This window comes from Tsuneonella mangrovi, from assembly GCF_002269345.1.
GTDB classification, from domain to species: Bacteria; Pseudomonadota; Alphaproteobacteria; order Sphingomonadales; family Sphingomonadaceae; genus Tsuneonella; species Tsuneonella mangrovi.
On record NZ_CP022889.1, the window covers coordinates 2,561,447 to 2,577,847 of the forward strand.

At 65.1% G+C, this 16,401-nt stretch carries 20 protein-coding genes; 12 read left to right on the forward strand and 8 right to left on the reverse strand.

What is annotated here, in order from left to right; genetic code table 11:
* Positions 1 to 13: 13 nt before the first annotated feature.
* From CJO11_RS12440 to CJO11_RS12450, 3 genes are all read right to left on the reverse strand, one after another.
* The gene (locus CJO11_RS12440) at positions 14 to 814 is read right to left on the reverse strand and encodes a hypothetical protein (RefSeq protein WP_095012989.1); all 801 of its coding nucleotides are present in this window, start codon (positions 812 to 814) and stop codon (positions 14 to 16) included.
* Between the two features lie 146 nt (positions 815 to 960).
* Complete coding sequence (locus CJO11_RS12445; RefSeq protein ID WP_150125030.1) at positions 961 to 1,467, reverse strand: hypothetical protein; 507 nt, start codon at positions 1,465 to 1,467, stop codon at positions 961 to 963.
* A 50-nt stretch (positions 1,468 to 1,517) separates the two neighbouring features.
* On the reverse strand, positions 1,518 to 3,026 hold the full coding sequence (locus tag CJO11_RS12450; protein WP_095012991.1) for a YifB family Mg chelatase-like AAA ATPase: 1,509 nt from the start codon (positions 3,024 to 3,026) through the stop codon (positions 1,518 to 1,520).
* 145 nt (positions 3,027 to 3,171) lie between these two features.
* On the opposite strand from CJO11_RS12450, the gene CJO11_RS12455 reads away from it, so the two are divergent.
* The 6 genes from CJO11_RS12455 (at position 3,172) to yihA (ending at position 7,349) form a co-directional block, all read left to right on the forward strand.
* Positions 3,172 to 3,933, forward strand: coding sequence for an alpha/beta hydrolase (locus CJO11_RS12455; protein WP_095012992.1), 762 nt, complete (start codon positions 3,172 to 3,174; stop codon positions 3,931 to 3,933).
* 84 nt (positions 3,934 to 4,017) lie between these two features.
* Positions 4,018 to 4,152 carry a 50S ribosomal protein L34 gene (rpmH, locus tag CJO11_RS12460; protein WP_095012993.1) on the forward strand — a complete coding sequence of 45 codons (135 nt, stop codon included), beginning with the start codon at positions 4,018 to 4,020 and terminating at the stop codon, positions 4,150 to 4,152.
* Positions 4,153 to 4,290: 138 nt separating this feature from the next.
* The gene (gene rnpA / locus CJO11_RS12465) at positions 4,291 to 4,656 is read left to right on the forward strand and encodes a ribonuclease P protein component (protein ID WP_095012994.1); all 366 of its coding nucleotides are present in this window, start codon (positions 4,291 to 4,293) and stop codon (positions 4,654 to 4,656) included.
* On the forward strand, positions 4,653 to 4,862 hold the full coding sequence (gene yidD, locus CJO11_RS12470) for a membrane protein insertion efficiency factor YidD (protein ID WP_095012995.1): 210 nt from the start codon (positions 4,653 to 4,655) through the stop codon (positions 4,860 to 4,862). The genes rnpA and yidD overlap by 4 nt, the downstream gene beginning before the upstream one ends.
* Before the next feature lie 28 nt (positions 4,863 to 4,890).
* Positions 4,891 to 6,699, forward strand: coding sequence for a membrane protein insertase YidC (gene yidC, locus CJO11_RS12475; RefSeq protein WP_095012996.1), 1,809 nt, complete (start codon positions 4,891 to 4,893; stop codon positions 6,697 to 6,699).
* Positions 6,696 to 7,349, forward strand: a complete 654-nt coding sequence (yihA, locus tag CJO11_RS12480; protein WP_095012997.1) for a ribosome biogenesis GTP-binding protein YihA/YsxC — start codon at positions 6,696 to 6,698, stop codon at positions 7,347 to 7,349. Before yidC ends, yihA begins: the two co-directional genes overlap by 4 nt.
* A gap of 12 nt (positions 7,350 to 7,361) precedes the next feature.
* On the opposite strand, the gene CJO11_RS12485 is transcribed toward yihA, so the two are convergent.
* Positions 7,362 to 8,795 (reverse strand): FAD-dependent oxidoreductase, encoded by a 1,434-nt coding sequence (locus CJO11_RS12485; RefSeq protein ID WP_169829198.1) that lies wholly within the window; start codon positions 8,793 to 8,795, stop codon positions 7,362 to 7,364.
* A 221-nt stretch (positions 8,796 to 9,016) separates the two neighbouring features.
* Positions 9,017 to 9,436, reverse strand: a complete 420-nt coding sequence (locus CJO11_RS12490; protein ID WP_095012999.1) for a VOC family protein — start codon at positions 9,434 to 9,436, stop codon at positions 9,017 to 9,019.
* A gap of 118 nt (positions 9,437 to 9,554) precedes the next feature.
* On the opposite strand from CJO11_RS12490, the gene CJO11_RS12495 reads away from it, so the two are divergent.
* Together CJO11_RS12495 and CJO11_RS12500 are read left to right on the forward strand one after the other, a co-directional pair.
* A complete protein-coding gene (locus CJO11_RS12495; RefSeq protein ID WP_095013000.1) occupies positions 9,555 to 10,223 on the forward strand; it encodes a glutathione S-transferase family protein in 669 nt (222 codons plus the stop codon).
* Complete coding sequence (locus CJO11_RS12500) at positions 10,199 to 11,098, forward strand: S1/P1 nuclease (protein ID WP_240504496.1); 900 nt, start codon at positions 10,199 to 10,201, stop codon at positions 11,096 to 11,098. Before CJO11_RS12495 ends, CJO11_RS12500 begins: the two co-directional genes overlap by 25 nt.
* A 10-nt stretch (positions 11,099 to 11,108) precedes the next feature.
* Here CJO11_RS12500 and CJO11_RS12505 read toward each other — a convergent pair whose 3' ends face one another.
* Positions 11,109 to 11,576 (reverse strand): cupin domain-containing protein, encoded by a 468-nt coding sequence (locus CJO11_RS12505; RefSeq protein ID WP_205651076.1) that lies wholly within the window; start codon positions 11,574 to 11,576, stop codon positions 11,109 to 11,111.
* 53 nt (positions 11,577 to 11,629) lie between these two features.
* Between CJO11_RS12505 and dapE the strand changes: the two genes are divergently transcribed.
* Both dapE and CJO11_RS12515 read left to right on the forward strand, forming a co-directional pair.
* Positions 11,630 to 12,772 carry a succinyl-diaminopimelate desuccinylase gene (gene dapE / locus CJO11_RS12510; protein ID WP_095013002.1) on the forward strand — a complete coding sequence of 381 codons (1,143 nt, stop codon included), beginning with the start codon at positions 11,630 to 11,632 and terminating at the stop codon, positions 12,770 to 12,772.
* A 142-nt stretch (positions 12,773 to 12,914) separates the two neighbouring features.
* Entirely contained in the window at positions 12,915 to 14,222 is a 1,308-nt protein-coding gene (locus CJO11_RS12515; RefSeq protein WP_095013406.1) for a dicarboxylate/amino acid:cation symporter, read from the forward strand.
* Between the two features lie 141 nt (positions 14,223 to 14,363).
* On the opposite strand, the gene CJO11_RS12520 is transcribed toward CJO11_RS12515, so the two are convergent.
* The gene (locus tag CJO11_RS12520) at positions 14,364 to 14,735 is read right to left on the reverse strand and encodes a VOC family protein (RefSeq protein ID WP_095013003.1); all 372 of its coding nucleotides are present in this window, start codon (positions 14,733 to 14,735) and stop codon (positions 14,364 to 14,366) included.
* 112 nt (positions 14,736 to 14,847) lie between these two features.
* Between CJO11_RS12520 and soxR the strand changes: the two genes are divergently transcribed.
* Positions 14,848 to 15,297 (forward strand): redox-sensitive transcriptional activator SoxR, encoded by a 450-nt coding sequence (gene soxR, locus CJO11_RS12525; protein WP_095013004.1) that lies wholly within the window; start codon positions 14,848 to 14,850, stop codon positions 15,295 to 15,297.
* A 33-nt stretch (positions 15,298 to 15,330) separates the two neighbouring features.
* Complete coding sequence (locus CJO11_RS12530; protein WP_150125031.1) at positions 15,331 to 15,852, forward strand: hypothetical protein; 522 nt, start codon at positions 15,331 to 15,333, stop codon at positions 15,850 to 15,852.
* Positions 15,853 to 15,867: 15 nt separating this feature from the next.
* Here the strand turns inward: CJO11_RS12530 and CJO11_RS12535 are convergent, their stop codons facing one another.
* Positions 15,868 to 16,398 (reverse strand): SixA phosphatase family protein, encoded by a 531-nt coding sequence (locus CJO11_RS12535; RefSeq protein WP_095013006.1) that lies wholly within the window; start codon positions 16,396 to 16,398, stop codon positions 15,868 to 15,870.
* Positions 16,399 to 16,401: the final 3 nt, after the last annotated feature.

Sequence of the window (16,401 nt, forward strand, 5' to 3'; positions counted from 1 at the left end):
CGCCGTTCATCGCCTACTGCGCGCCGCCCACCGGGGCGGGCGGTTTGTATTCGTAGGTGATGTGGATCCGCACCCAGTCGCCCACCTGCGACACGCCGCCGACTTGCGGCGGGCGAACCTTGAACTGCCACGCCGCCGCCAGCACCGCGCGGCCGATGCCCGATCCGCTCGGTTCCTCATCCTCGAGGATGCAGTGATCGACCCGGTATTCGGGTTCGGTCTGGCAGTTGATCGTCGCCCAGCCGGGGCCCGAGGCGGTCGAGAGATAGCCGCGCAGCTCGCTGTCGTAGGGCTTGCGATACCACGAAGCGGCATACATCGGCTGGCCGTTGGGGGCGTTGCCGACCCGCACCGAATCGCCCGGAACGCTGGCGAAGGCGGGGCCCATCATGTCGTCATTGGTGGAGCGCGGCTTGGCCTTCGGCATGGTGGCGATGTCGAACCCGGCCATCTGGCTGCGGGTGAGCGGGATGATCGCCGCCGGGGTGTTGGTCGGCACGGGCACCGGGACCGGGGTGATCTCGGCGGGCTTCTGGATCGATTGCGCCACCGCGGGCTTGCGGGTTTCGGCCTTGGCCTTTTCGGGAATCTTGGGCTTCGCGCCTTTGTCGCCCGACACATCGAAGGTCACCAGCGCTTCGCCCATGTTGGCTTGCTTGTGGACCGTTTCGCCCAGCGTGAGCAGCAGCAGGATGATGCCGAGTTCGATCGCCAGCGACAGGCCGAGCCCGCCCGCGCGCCGCCGCGCGCCCGGCCAGCGCTCGTCGAACCGCTCGAGCAGCCCTGCAAACTGTGCCCGCTGTGCCTGGAACATGCGACCTCGTGACCGACCACCCGCCGGTGGTGAAGCATCCGCTCCCTTAACGGTCCGTGGCTGGCTTGGCTATCGGGGAGGGGGTGTTGCGGTCAATTCAGCCGATGACGAACATGACAGGTTGAGGCTCTCTTCGAGCCACGGACTCAGACGTCATTCCTTCCAGCCGCGTTGAACTTTTCAGCTGCTGAGATCGGTTTGGGGAGCTTCCTTGAAATCAACCACGCGAAGAATGCGCTTGTGATCGCTACCCCCCCCTCTCCAACGATAAGGCCGATCAACACCGCAATCTTTGCGGAATGCCCGCTTACCTCCCCTCCCAGTGCGATACTTACGCCTTCCCAGCTAAATGGAACATCAAGAACCAAAATCATCGCAATCATCCAAGCGACGCCATTGATGAGGTCAGCCACCATGTTTCCGATCGAAAACTTGGAAATTTCGAGTCCAGTCATAGGGCGATTGACAGCTTTGCCATACCAAAGAAGCGCAAGTCCAATAGCAATGATCATGATTGGAGTTGACGTGATCGGAGGCTCGTTGCCTGTCTTTAGGGTATAAAGACCTGCCGCGCCTGCCGCGGTTATTTCTACAAGCCAGAATGCGAAGTTGAAGCGCAACATAGATACTGACTTGGGTCTGTCGGTCGTCATAACGTGATCCTAATTGTGATGTGCGCCACGTTCCACCCCATACCCACCGTTCACGCCCGCGGCGGTTGCCTCCGGTAACTCAGCGCCTCGGCCACGTGGATGCGGCCGATCTGCTCTGCGCCCGCCAGGTCCGCGATCGTGCGCGCCACGCGGAGCATCCGGGTATAGCCGCGCGCGGAAAGGCGCATCGCTTCGGCGGCTTGCATCAGCAGTGTGCGCCCCGGCTCGTCGGGGGTTGCGAAGGTCTCCAGCGCGGGGCCGTCGAGCTCGGCGTTGGTGCGCGCGCCGGTTTCATCGAACCGCGCAGTCTGGATCGCCCGTGCGGTGGCGACGCGCGCGGCGACTTCCGCGCTGCCCTCGGCGGGCGGGGGTAGCGCAAGGTCGGCGGCGCTGACGGGGTCGACCTCGACGTGGAGGTCGATCCGGTCGAGCATCGGGCCGGAGACTTTCGACTGGTAATCGGCGGCGCAGCGCGGCGCGCGGCTGCACGCGAGCGCTGCATCGCCCAAATGTCCGCAGCGGCACGGGTTCATCGCCGCGATCAGCTGGACCCGCGCCGGATAGGCGACGTGCGCGTTCGCGCGGGCGACGTCGACCTTGCCGGTCTCGAGCGGCTGGCGCAGCGAATCGAGCACCGCGCGCTGGAATTCGGGCAATTCGTCGAGGAACAGCACGCCGAGGTGCGCGAGGCTGACTTCGCCCGGCTTCACTTTCAGCCCGCCGCCGGTGAGTGCCGCCATGCTCGCCGAATGGTGCGGCGCGCGGAACGGGCGGGTGCGGCTGATCCGCCCGCCTTCGAGCGTCCCGGCGACCGAAGCGACCATGCTAGTCTCCAGCGCTTCGGCAGCGGTGAGCGGGGGCAGGATGCCGGGCAGGCAACTGGCCAGCAGGCTCTTGCCCGCGCCGGGCGGGCCGACCATCAGCAGGTTGTGCCCCCCCACCGCAGCGATCTCCAGCGCGCGCTTGGCGGTTTCCTGCCCTTTTACCTGCTTGAGGTCCGGCCCGTGGTCGGGCTTGGCGATCTCGCCCGGTTGCGGATCGGGCAGGCGCTGGGTGCCCTTCAAGTGGTTGAGCAGGCTGACAAGGTCGGGCGCGGCAAGCACCGGCACGCCGCTCGCCCAGCGCGCTTCGGGGCCTTGCGATGCGGGGCAGATCAGCCCCGCCTCCTGCTCGCTGGCGTGGAGCGCGGCGAGCAGCACGCCGGGCGAGGGTGCCACCCGCCCGTCGAGCGCGAGCTCGCCCACCGCGACCCAATCGGCCAGTTGCTCGGCATCGGTCACCCCCATCGCCGCAAGCAGCGCCAGCGCGATCGGCAGGTCGTAGTGGCTCCCTTCCTTGGGCAGGTCTGCGGGCGATAGGTTGATGGTGATCCGCTTGGGCGGCAGCGACAGGCCCATCGCGGCGAGGGCGGACTGCACCCGCTCGCGGCTTTCGCCCACCGCCTTGTCGGGCAGGCCGACGATGTTGAATTTCGGCAATCCCGGTGCGACTTGGCACTGGACTTCCACCGCGCGGGCATCGAGGCCCAGATAGGCAACCGTACGGACGAGTGCGACCACTAACCCCCCTTTGCGATCATCGCCTTAGTGGCGGCAAATAGCCCGCAAGTCGAGGGGGTTGGCGGCGAAGGCGCGAACGTCGTCAACGCAAAAGCAACCATTGTGCTTGGGCAATTGGCAAGCGGGCCCGGGGCAAGACGCGGTCATGCGGTTCATCTCGCCCATCCTGCTTGCCATCGCCGCCGTCTCGGCCGTGCCCGCCCATGCGCGCACTGTCGTGACGCAAACGGTGGTCGAGGAATGGGTCGAGGTGGATACGCCCGATAATGGGGCCGGGCGGTTCGTAGCGAGTGAGCCGGCGGCGATCCCCGCCGGTATCGCCAGCTTCGGGCCGTTCCGGGTTCTCGATGGAAGGCGCGCGGCGCTGGTCGATGCCACCGATGCGGCCAGCCCGCGCGCCTTTTCCGCGATGCTGCGCGCCTATCCGCAGATCGCCGAGCTCGAGATGGTCGAGTGCCCGGGCACCGACGACGACGTCGCCAATTTGAAGCTCGGGCGGATGATTCGCGCGGCCGGGCTGGTGACCCACGTCCCGGCGGGCGGATCGGTGCGTTCGGGCGCGGTCGAGCTGTTCCTCGCCGGCAAGCAGCGCAAGATCGACGACGGCGCGGAGTTCGCGGTCCATTCGTGGGTCGACAGCGACGGGCGCCAGCCGGGCGATTTCGCGGCCAACGCGCAGGTCAACGAGACTTATATCGACTACTACGAAGCGATGGGGATGAGCGCGCACCAGGCGCGTTCGTTTTACGACATGACCAATTCGGTACCCAATGCCGATGCTCGCTGGTTGACCGCGCAGGATATGCGGGGCTGGATTTCGGCCGGTTCGGGCAGCGAAAGCCGGGTCGTGGCAAAGCCCGCCGAACCGAAGATCGCCTATCTTGACTTGGGGCAGCGCATCCCCTAACCGCGCCAGCCTGTGAACGGTCGCCGTTGCGGGCGGCCCTTTTTGTTGGCGTAACATGCGCTGCAATTTGAATTCGAGGATACGATGAAGCGGACTTTCCAGCCCAGCAATCTCGTGCGCGCCCGTCGCCACGGTTTCTTCGCGCGCAAGGCGACCCCGGGCGGTCGCAAGGTGCTGCGTGCCCGCCGTGCCCGCGGTCGCGCCAAGCTCAGCGCGTAACTTTCTGACGCCTCAAACGCCGACGGCCGCATGTGCAGCCTCGGCATCGGGCCGTTCGGCCGTGCGGGCTCCCGATTCGGGAGCCCGTTCGCGTTCCGGGTCTTTGATTCGGTGTATTAGGAACCTATATCGCTTTCCATGACCGTTTCGACCATCCGCAAGCGGGCCGATTTCCTCGCGGCGAATCGCGGGGTCCGGGTGGCGCGTCCGGGGTTCATCCTGCTCGCCCATCCCAACGAAGGGCAGGGCAAGCGCTTCGGGGTCACGGTGACCAAGCGGATCGGCACTGCGGTAGTTCGCAACCGCATGAAGCGCCGCTTTCGCGAACTGCTGCGCGCAGCGTTGCCGGGTGAAGGGCTGGCCGACCACGATCATGTCCTGATCGGCCGCGAAGGCGGGATCGAGCGCGATTTCGCCGCCTTGCGGAGCGAGCTTTCCGCCGCGCTGGCGCGGGCCGCGAAGGGCGAAGGCGACCCGCCGCGACGCAGGCGGCGCAAACCATGAAGTATCTCCTGATCCAGATTGCCAGGTTGTGGCAGTGGGGGCCAAGCCGCGTACTGCCGCCCAGCTGCCGCTATGCGCCGACCTGCTCGCAATACGCGATCGAGGCGCTGCAAAAACATGGCGCGATCAGGGGTGGATGGATGGCGTTGAAGCGTATATTGCGCTGCCATCCCTGGGGTGGCCACGGCTACGACCCCGTTCCGTAGACGGCAATAACAGACCGGATCGTTTCTCTTGGACAACCAGCGTAATCTCCTCCTCGCCGTAGTGCTTTGCGGTTTGCTGCTCTTCGGATGGGAGGCCGTGGTGCAACGGATCTATCCGCAACCGGCCGAACCGGCGAAAGCGGTTGCCGCGGCAGCCTCCCCCACCGCGATCCCGGGGGGCAGCACCGAGGCTGCCCCTGCGGAAGGTGCGACCAACGCGCCCAAGCACAAGCCGACGCGCGAAGGCGGGCTCGACGATCCCAAGCTCGAAGCGGTCGAATCGCGCGATCTCAAGACCGAACTGGTTTCGCCCGAGCGGGTGAAGATCGATGCGCCCGAAGTGGCCGGCTCGATCGACCTTGTCGGCGCACAGATCGACGACCTGACGCTCACCAAGCACAGCCAGAGCGTGGAGAAGGACAGTGGTCCCGTCCGGCTGTTCTCGCCCGACGGCACGCCGGCGCAGTATTTCGCGCAGTTCGGCTGGATCGGGCAGGGCGTGAAGGTGCCCGACGGCAAGACCGTGTGGCAGGCGAGCGACGGCCCACTGACGCCTTCCAACCCGGTTACGCTGACATGGAACAACGGGCAGGGCCAGAATTTCCAGATCGAGTTTTCGGTAGATGACAAGTACCTGATCACCGCGCGCCAGACGGTCTCCAACACCAGCGGCGGCAGTATTGCGGTGCGGCCCTATGCGCTGATCAACCGCACCAGCTCCACCGCCAGCCTCAGCACCTACACGCTGCATTCGGGCCCGATCGGCGATTTCGGCAACGGGGTGGATTTCGGGACGGACTACAAGGACGTGGCCAGTGCAGGTTCGGTCACGCCGTCGGGCAAGGCCTCGTGGATCGGGTTTACCGATATCTATTGGCTGTCCGCGCTGGTGCCGCAGTCGAACGCGCAGGTCGACACGGACTTCCGCGCGCTCGGCAACGACATTTTCCGCGCCGACGTGATCTACGATTCGCTGACCGTGCCGAGCGGCCGCCAGATCGCCCGCACCACACAGCTGTTCGCTGGCGCGAAGGAAAGCGATGTCCTCAAAGCCTACGAAGATGCCGGCATCCCGCAGTTCAGCAACGCGATCGACTGGGGCTGGTTCGGGGTGGTCGAAAAGCCGATCCTGTGGCTCCTCAAACACCTCTATGCGTTCGCCGGCAACTTCGGCCTGGCGATCATCCTGCTGACACTGATCGTGCGCGGGGCGATGTTCCCGATCGCGCAGAAGCAGTTCGCCAGCATGGCGGCGATGAAGGCGATCCAGCCCAAGATGAAGGCGCTGCAGGAACGCTACAAGGACGACAAACAGAAGCAGCAGCAGGAAGTGATGGCGCTCTACAAGGCGGAAGGGGTCAACCCGCTCGCCGGATGCCTGCCGATGCTGTTGCAGATCCCGATCTTCTTCGGGCTCTACAAGGTGCTGATGTTGTCGATCGATATGCGCCACAAGCCGTTCATCCTGTGGATCAAGGACCTTTCCGCGCCCGATCCGCTGCACGTCCTCAACCTGTTCGGGTTGCTGCCGTTTACCCCGCCTGGGTTCCTCGGCATCGGCGTGCTCGCGATCCTGCTGGGCATCACGATGTTCCTCACCTTCCGCCTGAACCCCAGCGCGATGGACCCGATGCAGCAGAAGATGTTCAACTTCATGCCGTGGGTGCTGATGTTCGTGATGGCGCCGTTTGCGGCGGGGCTGCTTCTTTACTGGATCACCTCCAACCTGCTGACGCTGACGCAGCAGCAGTATCTCTATTCGAAGCACCCGCAGCTGCGCGCGCAGGCCGACAAGGACAAGGCCGATCGCGAGCAGGCGAGCAAGGCCAAAGGGTGAGCGAGGAAGCGGAGGCCGCGCAAGCGGAACTGACCGAGCGGGCGCGCAAGCTGTTCGCCGGGCCGGTCGGCTTCCTGCTGTCGGCTCCGCAGCTCCACTTCCTGCCCGAGCCGGAGGTGCCCGAGGTGGCGTTTGCCGGACGCTCGAACGTCGGCAAGTCTTCGCTGCTCAACGCACTGACCGGCCGCAAGGCGATCGCCCGCACTTCGGTGACGCCGGGTCGCACGCAGGAGCTCAACTTCTTCGACGTGGGCGATCCGTTGCAACTGCGGCTGGTCGACATGCCCGGCTATGGCTTTGCCAAGGCACCGGTGAAAGTGGTCGAGAAGTGGAAGCGGCTGGTGCGCGATTTCCTGCGCGGGCGGCAGGTGCTGAAGCGCACGCTGGTGCTGGTCGATTGCCGCCACGGCCTCAAGGACGTGGACCGCGAGATGATGAAGATGCTCGACGAGGCGGCGGTTGGTTATCGCCTGGTCCTGACCAAGGCCGACAAGGTCAAGGCGAGCGAACTGGAGAAAGTCCGCGCTGCCGTGGAGGCCGAAGCGCGCAAGCACTCTGCCGCCTATCCGCTGATCCACGTGACTTCGAGCGAGAAGGGCATGGGCATCGCAGAGCTACGCGCCGCGGTGCTGGAGGACGCGGAGAGCTAGTGAGGCGCTGCCTCAGGCAATCGAAGCGTCGGCCTCGGCGAAGTGGAGCAGTTCCTCGCGGGTCGGTCCCGGGAACATGCCGCGCATGGTCGCTGGATCGATTGCTGGCGTCGACTTCAGCTTCGCCGCAACGTCCTCCTGCGCGAAGATTTCCTCGAGGTGGTTGAGCCCGCAAATATAGGCGAGACCCGCCTTGTACATCGTCGCATCGCTGCCCATCAACGCCAGCATCTTCGAATAGGCGGCCTCCTTGGCACTGATCGTACGTTGCACGACGGTCCCCAGCCTTTCGGCCTCGACGTTGGAGAAGCGTTGCATGTCGACCATGGCCTGGTCGCGGAACCACGGAGCGACTGTGCTTTCCGTCTTCGCATCGAAGATCCTTGCAAGGGCAGCACGGTCCTCGCCCGCTTCGCGTATTGCGTCGCGCAGGCAAACCGCGTGCTTGACGCCGGTTGAGATACCTCGCCCGGCATTCGGGTTGGTACAGGCCCAAGCGTCCGCCACCGCGACGAAGCCCAGCGCCACCGGTTTTCCATCGACCACGAAGCGCCGGTAGCGGTCGAGCGCGCCGGTCATTATCACGATGTCGGAGATCGGCTCGCCGTTGAGCCATCCCGCCTGGGCTGGGTGTGCGGCCACCACCCGGGTCCACACCTCGGGGTGCTTGAGCGCTCGCAGGTCCCGGTCCGCCGCACTGACGCACAGCGTGACCGACCAGGTGTCGTTGTCGCCCGGCAGGACGAGTATCGAAATCGTCGGATAGTGGACATTCAGTGGTGTGGTGATCGCCGGCATCGTGCCGGTGAAATAGCGCGTAAAATAGGTGAACTTGCTGTCGGATTTTTCTTCGATCGGTGCCGGCGCGCCGATATCTGCCAGCCACTGCGGACTGCGGCTCGCCCGTCCGCTGGCATCGACCACCAGTTCGGCCCTAACCGGATCGCCGTCCTTGGGAACGACCCCGTTCACTTCCAGCACACCGTTTTCAGTCTTTCCCGGCACGAGCGCGGTGATCGGTGCCCCTCGAGCTATGGCAATGCGCGGGTTCTTGTCCACCGCCTTGCGGAAGGCCCATTCGGCCATCGGTCGCCGCGTACTGTAGCACCAGAACTGGTGATCGGCGAATGCCTCGATCTGGTCGCGAAATGACGCGGGCAGCGGCTGGGTCAGATCGAGATAGATCGCGCCGGCATCGATCAGCATCTGCTCGACCGCGGGAAATTCGCGTTCCAGCACGACACGGAGAGCCGGTTGCAGCAGGTGCGGCTGGCGAAACTGGCCGACACCCTTGCGGATCCAGTCGTCCCACGCCGAGCGGGGATCCTCGGGTATCGGGTTGGCATCCTGCTCGAACACGGTCACGCGGTGCCCATCGGCATCAAGCAACAGTGCTGTGGCGAGGCCGCAGATTCCGCCGCCTACGATCGCAACTTCCATCGGCATCCTCCACCGTGAGCCCGGCCCGGGCATCAAAGATTCAACGCAGATTCGTCAGCGACCCGATACAGTCGGATGCAGCAGCCATAGGCAAGGAGGGTCATCGAAGCAATTTGTTCCGCTTCGGTTTGGCGAGCAGGCAACAGCTTGGCGACGGGGACAATCGGGTCGTTAGCGGCTGGTCCGCTTTTGGCCCAAAAATTCAGCAAACTGCTGTCGCCCGTTGTCTAGGTCGCAAACAGCATCGCGTCGTCGGCAAAGGCTTTCATTTCCAGTGCGTTGCCGCTGGGGTCTCGGAAGAACATCGTCGCCTGTTCGCCGGGCAGCCCCTTAAAGCGGATGTGCGGTTCGATGCCGAAGGCAACGCCAACGGCGGTCAGCTTGTCGGCCATTTCCTGCCAGCGCTCCATCGTCAGCACCACGCCGAAGTGCGGCACGGGCACGTCGTGACCGTCGACCGGGTTCGATGCCGTGTCTCCGCCGCCGCCAGGGGCGAGGTGCGCGACGATCTGGTGGCCGAAGAAGTCGAAGTCGATCCACTCCTCGCTGCTGCGCCCCTCCGGGCAGCCAAGCAACTCGCCGTAGAAAGCGCGGGCTTCGGCAAGATCGCGGACGGGGAAGGCGAGGTGGAACGGGCGCAGGTTCATGCGAATGCATTAGTCGCGTGGGCCGCAAAATCCTATCGATTCCCGTCCTCGGATCGTTCAGTCTCGACAGCGCCACGATGAACGCCTAGTGCCCCGACCCGGTGGAAAAGGAAGTCGCGTGAAGCTCATCATCGGCAATCGCAATTACTCGAGCTGGTCGCTGCGCGGGTGGCTCGCGTGCAAGCAGTCGGGCCTCGCGTTCGAGGAACTGACGGTCAACATCAGCGGCGAGGACTGGGAAGAAGCCAAGCGCGCGATGGGCGAAGTCCAGCCGAGCCACGGCAAGGTCCCCGTACTGTGGGAGGGCGATGCGGTGGTGTGGGACAGCCTGGCGATCCTCGAGTTCCTCGCCGACCGGGTCGGGCGCGACCGGTTCTGGCCCAAGGACGACGTCGCGCGCGGGATGGCGCGAGCGATGGTCGCGGAAATGCATTCGAGCTACCTTGCGCTGCGCCGCGGGCTGCCGATGAACGTGCGGGCACGCCACGAGGGAGTGCAGCTGTCCGATGCGGTGAAGGCCGATATCGTGCGCATCCTCCAGCTGTGGGCCGAAGCGCGCGCGCGATTCGGGCGCGGTGGACCGTTCCTGTTCGGCACGTTCGGTGCGGCGGACGTGTTCTATGCGCCGGTGGTCAGTCGCTTCGTGACCTATGGGGTGGTGGTGCCGGGGTTCGCCCAGGCCTATATCGACGCGGTATGGGAACACGACTGGATGCAGGCCTGGATCAAGGGCGCAGAAGACGAACAATGGGTTATCGAACAATGGGATACCGTACCCGTGGCCTGATCGCGCTTGCTGCTGCGGCGGTGCTGGCTTGCCTGCCCCAAGCCGCCTTCGCGTGGGGTGGATACGGCCACCGGACAACTGCCGCGATCGCGATGGACAACGTCTCGCCCGCCACGCGCCGGGCGATCGTGCGCTTGCTGGCGCACAGCCGCGAGCTGGGCACGCCCGATTGCCCGGTCCATTCGCTCGAAGACGCGTCGGTCTGGCCCGACTGCATCCGCAAGGAACGCTGGCGCTGGGGCTACACCGCACCGTGGCACTACCAGGACGAACCGGTGTGCGAGGATTATTCGGTGCGCCGGAATTGTGCCAATGGCAACTGCGTGTCTGCGCAGATCGAGCGCAACGAACGGATCCTGGCCGACGAACGCCTTCCCGCTGCACAGCGGCTGGCGGCCTTGGCCTTCGTGGTGCATTTCATCGGCGATATCCACCAGCCGCTTCACTCGGCCGACAACGAAGACGACAAGGGCGGAAATACCCGTCGGGTGGACTATGGCATCGTGCCCGACCTCAACTTTCACTCGATCTGGGACACAACGCTGACCGAGCGCGCAATCTCGAGCGCCAATCCGCCGCTGGTGCGTCGTTATTCGCCAGCCGAGAAGGCCGCGTTGGGTGGCGGTACGCCCGCCGACTGGGGGCGCGAGAGCTGGACGATCGCAAAGGACTTTGCCTATCGCGAGGCGTTCGGACGCGATCCGTGCGCGACGGGTGCCGCGCCGACGCCAGAGCATGGCGCGCTCAGCCAGCAGGCGATCGTTGCTGCGCTGCCGGTGATCGACGAGCGGATCGAGCAGGCGGGCATCCGCATCGCGCAGGCGCTCGACAAGGCGTTTGCGCCGGGCCCGCTGCCGCCGCCGGCAAGGAACTAGGCCACGCGGCCTAGGGGAGCCGCTCGGTCGGGTAGCGGGAACCGTCCTTGTGGGCGTATCCGTCGGGGTCGAACTGCATGTCGATATCGGGATAGTCTCCGCGGTCCTTGCTCTCGTCGCCCGCACTGACGACGACGAAGGTGCAGTCCGCGTTTGTGCGGTTTTGCAGGTGATGGCCGTTTTGGACCCCGGCAGGCCATGCAGCGACGTCGCCGGGCCGCATCACGGTCTCGCCGCCATCCTCTACCAGCACCGCTTCGCCGGTCACCATCACCAGCAGCTCGTCCTCCTCGCTGTGCCAGTGCCGCTGCGAGGACCACGCACCGGGCTTCAGCACAACATGGCTCGCGCCGAACCGGGTCAGGCCGGATGATGGCGCCAAGCGGCGATACCAGCGCCCCGCCACTGGTTCGTCGAACGGGGGCGGATATCCTGTCGCGTTGGACTGCGGGATAGCGTCGAGATCAAGCTTGGGCACGGCGGTCTCCGAACGGCTGGATTGCGTTGCGCTGCTGGTATAGCTCTGGGTCGATGACCGACGCCAGCACCACCGCATCCGTTGCTGAAATGGCCGAACGCCTGATCGCCTGCCCCAGCGTCACGCCTGCGCAAGGGCTGGTGTTTGATGCACTGGAGCAAATGCTCGCGCCGCTCGGGTTCGCGATCGATCGCTTCGTGGCCGGCGAGGCGCCGGACGGGCCGGTGGAGAACATGCTCGCGGTGCGCGAGGGTCCGAAGGGCAGCAGGCACTTCGCTTTCGCTGGTCACTTGGACGTCGTGCCGCCGGGCGAAGGCTGGACCAGCGCACCGTTCGCTCCCGAAACGCGCGGCGAACTGCTCTATGGGCGCGGCGCGGTCGACATGAAGGGCTCGATCGCCTCGATGGTCGCGGCGGTGGCAGATCTGCCCGCCGATGCGGGGACGATCAGTTTCATTATAACCGGCGACGAGGAGGGCCCCGCCGTCTTCGGCACCCGCGCGCTGATCGATCGGATGCGCGAACGCGGCCTGCAGCCCGACTTGTGCCTGGTGGGCGAGCCGACCTCGGTCCACCGGCTTGGCGACATGGTCAAGATCGGGCGGCGCGGATCGGTCAACATCTGGCTCGAGGTCGAGGGCACGCAGGGCCACGTCGCCTATCCGCACAACGCCGACAACCCGATCCCCAAGCTGGTGGCGATGCTCGCCGAGCTCGACGCGCTGGTGCTCGACGAAGGGACCGAGTGGTTCCAGGCATCGAACCTCGAAATCACCGAGCTCGAAGTCGGCAACACCGCGCACAACGTGATCCCGGCGCTTGCCAAGGCACGCATCTCGATCCGGTTCAATGCGTTGCACACCGGGGCCGAGTTGGCCGCGAGAGTCACCGAGATCGCCGAGAAGCATGGCGGCAGGGCCAGGCCGATCATTTCGGGTGAAAGCTTCCTCACCCCGCCGGGCGAGTTCTCGCAGATCATCTGCGATGCCGTGGAGGTCGAGACGGGCATCGTGCCGGAGCTTTCCACCAGCGGCGGCACCTCCGACGCGCGGTTTCTCAAGGATGTCTGCCCAGTGATCGAGTTCGGCTTGTGCAATGCGACGATGCACAAGCGCGATGAAGCGGTTGCCCTCCCTGATCTGGCTACTCTCGCCCGGATCTACGCACGGATTGCGCGGGCGGCGCTGGCGCATTGATGGCCCACTGATTGCGCCGGCGCGCCCGCGCTGTTAGCAAAGCCGTCGGACGCACAAGGGGAATACGATGCCATCTGCTGAATCAGCCGACACTGCGGTGCCGGACAGGCCCACTTCTGCCATCGGCTGGCTGCTGCATGCACTGTCGCGCCATCTCACGGCCTGCATCATGGTCGGGCTGGTGCTGGGCATATTCATGGGCTGGCTTGTCCATCAGGGCTTCCTGTCGGCGATCATGACCGACGAGCACTGGGTGCGCAGCTTCCAGATGCTGTCGACGATCTTCCTCAACCTCATCAAGATGCTCGTCGCGCCGTTGGTGCTTGCGACGATCGTCGCGGGCCTCGCGCACATGGGCGACAGCACCGCGGTGGGGCGGATTGGCCTGCGCGCGATCAGTTGGTTCATCGTCGCCAGCCTCGTCTCGATCAGCCTCGGGCTGGTGCTGGTCAACCTGTTCCAGCCGGGGGCGGGGGTCGATATCACCGCATCGACCCATGCCATCGGCGAGGTCAAGAAGCTCGATTTCTTCGAGTTCATCGAACACGTCTTCCCCAAGAACGTGATTGGTGCGATGTATGACAACAACGTCCTGCAAATCCTTGTTTTTGCGTTGTTTGCTGGTGTCGGTCTGACCGCGCTGGGCGAACGCGGCAAGCCGCTGGTGCGCGGGGCGGAGGCTCTCGCCGACCTGATGCTGGAGATCACCGGCTACGTCATGCGGTTTGCCCCGTTCGCGGTGTTCGGCGCGCTCGCTAACGTGGTTGCGTCGAACGGCCTCGGGATACTCGAGGTCTATGCCAAGCTGCTTGGCGAGTTTTATCTTGCGCTGCTGATCCTGTGGACGCTGCTGATCCTGGCGGGCTGGGTGGTGCTGCGCGGGCGTGCCTTCAAGCTGGTAACCTACGTGCGCCAGCCGGTGCTGATCGCGTTCTCGACCGCATCGAGCGAAGCGGCGATGCCCAAGCTGTTCGAACAGCTCGACCGGTTCGGTATTCCGCGGCGCATTTCCGGCCTGATGGTCCCGCTTGGCTACAGCTTCAACCTCGACGGGTCGATGATGTACGCCAGCTTCGCGACGATCTTCATCGCGCAAGCTTACGGCGTGGAGCTATCGATCGGCACCCAGATCGCGATCTTGTTGACGCTGATGGTCAGCTCGAAGGGCATCGCCGCGGTCCCGCGCGCGAGCCTGGTGGTGATCGCCGCGACGCTGGCGATGTTCGACCTGCCGGTCGAGGGTATCGCACTGGTGCTGGCGATCGATCACTTCCTCGACATGGGCCGTACCGCCACCAACGTGCTCGGCAACGCGGTGGCGACCAGCGTCATCACCAAGTGGGAAGGTATGCTCCAGCCGATGCGCGACCCCGATCTCGACGATCCGGTCGCACCGCACGACACGCCCGAACACGGGCGCCAGGGCCTCAATCTCGAAGGCGGGCAGTAGGTGCGTTCAGCGTAAGCGGTCTTTTGCCGCAACCGGTGGCGCGAGATCGACCGCTTTGCCTTCGATCGTTTCAGCCCCTTTGAATCGTCAGGGTCCGCCGATTTCGGCCGACGGGCGAACATGCCTTCGCGCAGGATCGGCTCATTCATAGCTGACGATCTCCCATTCGATCCCATCCCAGTCGAAGAAGTAGAACCTGCGGCCGGGGTCGTAGTCGCCGTGATTGAGCGTTTCGAGCCCGGCATCGAGTACAACTTGCTCGGCCGCGTCGAGATCATCGACCACCAGCGCGACGTGTTGCAATGGAGCACCCTTCTCGAATGGGCCGGAGATGCTCGGGTGATGGTAGAGCGCGACATATGTCGCATCGTCGCCGCAGTGGATCGTGTGACCGCCGTTGAGGGATGGCCCCTCCCACCGCCTGCGCCATCCGGCCAGCTTGGCGAGGAAATCCGCCATCCGCTGCGGATCGCTGACCGAGATGTTGACGTGTTCGAGAGTGCCGGTGGGCATTGCGGGTTTCCTTCGTTCGATTGACTCCAACGGCGACTTCGAATCGCCTGCTTGCCGGTTGTGCAACCTCAAGCTAACTTAAGGTCAAGGAGTTTTTGCGATGTCCCGGAAAATGCGCGCAAGCGACCTGCTTTCGATCGGCGACCTTGCCCGCCGGACCGGTCTGTCGGTCTCGGCGATCCGCTATTACGAGGACCGCGGGCTGGTCGAACCGATCCGCACCGGCGGTAACCAGCGACGCTTCCTGCGCAGCGATATCCGGCGTCTGAGCTTCGTGATGATCGCCCAGCAACTCGGGCTTTCATTGGGAGAAATCGAGGAGGAGTTGCGGCGCCTGCCGCATGGTCGCACCCCCGATGCGCGGGATTGGCGGCGAATCAGCGGCAAGGTGCGCGATGCGATCGACGCGAAGATCGCGCTGCTCATGAAAACCCGAGAAGACCTTGACGGCTGCATCGGTTGCGGCTGCCTCAGCCTGAAGAAGTGTCGGCTTTACAACCCGCAAGACAAGTGGGCCGAAGGGGGCAGCGGGCCGCGCGTGCTGCGGTCGGGGGCGAGTTGACGGGGGGCTGCGAACGGCCCATCCTCCGGCGCTATGGAACCAGTACTTGCCCATGTCGTCGATCGCTGTCGGGAAGCAGTGTCCGGGCCCGATCCGCAAACCAGGGTCATCGAGATCGTGCGCGAAGCGATGGCCGATCCTGCGATGCCGGCGGCGATCGCCCCGCGATCCGAGTATGAAACGCTCGAGGATCTCGCGCTGCACCGCAGCCCCGAACTGACGATCTTCGCCGCCGCGTTCGCACCGGGCCTGGGGGTCGGTCCGCACAACCACAATATGTGGTCGGTGGTGGGGGTCTGCTCGGGCCAGGAAGAAAACCGGTTCTTCGAGCGCGACGGCGGGGGCCTGCGCGATGTCGGAGTGGAAACGGTTGAGGGCCCGGGCGTGTTGTCCAATGCCGCAGACGTCATCCACGCGATCCGTAACCCGCTCGACGTGCCGTTGCTGGCGCTCCACGTCTACGGCGGCGACCTGTTCGGCGTGCCGCGCAGCAGCTGGGATCCCGATACCCACGAAGAGGCGGTGTTCGACTGGAGCCGGTCCGTCGAAAACTAGCGTGCGAACTTTGCCCTAGTGTTCCGGACCCAAAGCCGGGTCGAGGTCGCGCGGGCGGGCAAAGTGGACCAGCTTGCCGCAGTCCTTGCCGAGGTTCGCCCAGTCGTCGATCGCCAGCTCGAGCACTGCGAAGGTCGCGGTCGGGAATTTGACCGCTGCTTCATCGAACAGGGCATTCTCGTTCTCGGGCGGGACCAGCGCGAACAGCAGGTCCTGCAAGCCCGGGTTGTGGCCCGCCAGCAGCACCGCCTGGGCATCGCCGCCGTGATCGCGCAGCGCCTCCATCAGGGTATCTGCATCGGCGAGGTAGATCCGGCTATCGAACTTCGGTTCGATTTCGGGAAGTGCAGCGGCGAGGGTCAGCTTGACCCGCTCGGCCGGGCTGGCGAGCAACTTGCTCCATCTTACTCCGTGGTCGCGGATATGATCGCCGATCAGCTTGGCGCCGCGCCGCCCGCGATCGTTGAGCCCGCGATCGAAATCGCGCGTGCCCATGTCGTCCCAATCGGATTTGGCATGGCGCAGGAGGCCGAGCAGCTTGGGCAGGTC